1 protein-coding gene is annotated in these 1,747 nt (G+C 66.1%); it reads right to left on the bottom strand.

Translation table 11 applies throughout. From position 1 onward, the window contains the following. The coding region (locus R5H29_RS14075; RefSeq protein ID WP_332329318.1) for a cache domain-containing protein at nucleotides 1-1,489 on the bottom strand (1,489 nt) is incomplete at its 3' end. Between the last annotated feature and the right edge of the window lie 258 nt (nucleotides 1,490-1,747).

The following is a 1,747-nucleotide window of genomic DNA, read 5'->3' as shown; positions in this document are numbered from 1 at the left end:
GTTCCTCCATCGAGGCTGCGGTTTCCTCCAGGTTGGCGGCCTGCTGTTCGGTACGGCGCGACAGATCGCTGTTGCCCGAGGCGATCTCGCCGGCGGCCGAGCTGATCGCGCGGCTGGACTGCTTGATGCGGGTGACGATCTGGGTCAGCTGTGCGACGGTGGTGTTGGCATCGTCGCGCATCCGTGCGAACACGCCCTGGTAGTCGCCGTGCATGCGCGCGGTCAGGTCACCTTCGGCGATGGCCGACAGCAGCTGCGAGAGCTTGCCGAGGTTGTCATCGCTGACCGCCATCATAGCGTTGAGGTTTTCCAGCATGAGGCGGAAATCGTGATCGAAGCGCTGCGCGTCGCCACGGCGGCTGAAGTCGCCCGCGGCGGCGGCACTGGCCAGCTGCTTGATCTCGGCATTGATGCGGCCGAGGTTGGCCTTGACCGTGTCGACGGTGGTGGTCATTGCGGCCTTCTCGCCTGGGTAGCGCGCGATGTCGCGGCTGAGGTCGCCGACCGCGTACTGCTGCACCACATCCAGCACATCGTGCAGGGTCTGCACGTGGCTGCCGACCAGGGCGTTGGTCTCCTGCACCATCAGCCCATACTCACCGGGGAACGCACTGGCGTCGATGCGGTAGCTCAGTTCGCCGCCATCGTGGCGGCGGGCCATTTCGCGCTGGCCGTTGATTACTGCGTGCAGCTGCTGCTGCATGCCGGACATCGCCTCCAGCAGGCGGCCGGGCTCGTCGTGCGGCTGTGGGCCGATATGGCTGTCCAGCTTGCCGTTGGCGATGCCTTCGGCGACGGCGGTAGCCTGCTTCAGCGGGCGCGCGATACGGTTGCCGATGACCCAGCTCAGGGCCAGCACGATCAGCACCAGTACACCACCGGAGATCGCCATGATGGCGGTGAACACCAGCGCCTGCCGCTGCACGTCGTCCATGTAGACGCCGCTGCTGACTACCCAGTTCCACGGCGCGAACAGGCCGGCGTAGGCGACCTTCTCGACCTCGCCCTTGCTGCCCGGCTTGGCCCATCGATAGTTGACGAAGCCACCGCCGGCCTTGGCCGCTTCGACCTGGTCGTAATAGATGCGCACGCCGTCGTCGGTGCGGAAGTCCTTCATGTCCTTGCCGACCAGGTCCTTGCGGAACGGGTGCATCAGCAGGCGGTAGCCGGTGTCGTAGATGTTGAAGTAGTACGTATCGTTCTCGGCGCGCATCACTTCCAGGGCCTGCAACGCGGCGCTCTTCGCGGCGTCCTCGCTGAGTTCGCCGGTGCCGGCCAGACGGTGGTAGTGCTGAAGGATGCCGTAGCTGAGTTCGACCTGGGTCTTCAGCGCGGTCTTGCGGGTCTCGGTGAGGTCCAGGTACTGCATGCGGGCGGCGATCACCGAGAGCGCGATCACGCCGAGCGCGATGAGCAGCGTCAGCAGGTTGAGCTTGCGCCGGACGGAGAGATTGCTGAAGTAGTGTTGCCAGCGATGCAGGAGATTCATCGAGCAGGACCAGGTCGAAACGGGCGGGCGGCGCCGAGCCGGTCACGGCGGGACAAGCGGTGACAACCCCGTTATCGGCCGCTGGGGCGGGGGATTGAGGTGCGGTGTCGGAACGTATTCAGGTTTCCTTGCAGCGGCGGCTGCGGCGCTGCCTGCGGCAGGCTTTTGAAGCAACGGCAACCGCAGGTGGTCGGCGATGCTTTTTAAGTGGGTGGCTTGGTGGGGGGGGGGGGGGGGGGGCCCCCCGCCAACACCCCC

Origin of the sequence: Stenotrophomonas sp. A3_2, from assembly GCF_036624925.1 — a bacterium.
Classification (GTDB): Bacteria; Pseudomonadota; Gammaproteobacteria; order Xanthomonadales; family Xanthomonadaceae; genus Stenotrophomonas; species Stenotrophomonas hibiscicola.
This window is presented reverse-complemented; position numbering and strand designations above follow the sequence as displayed.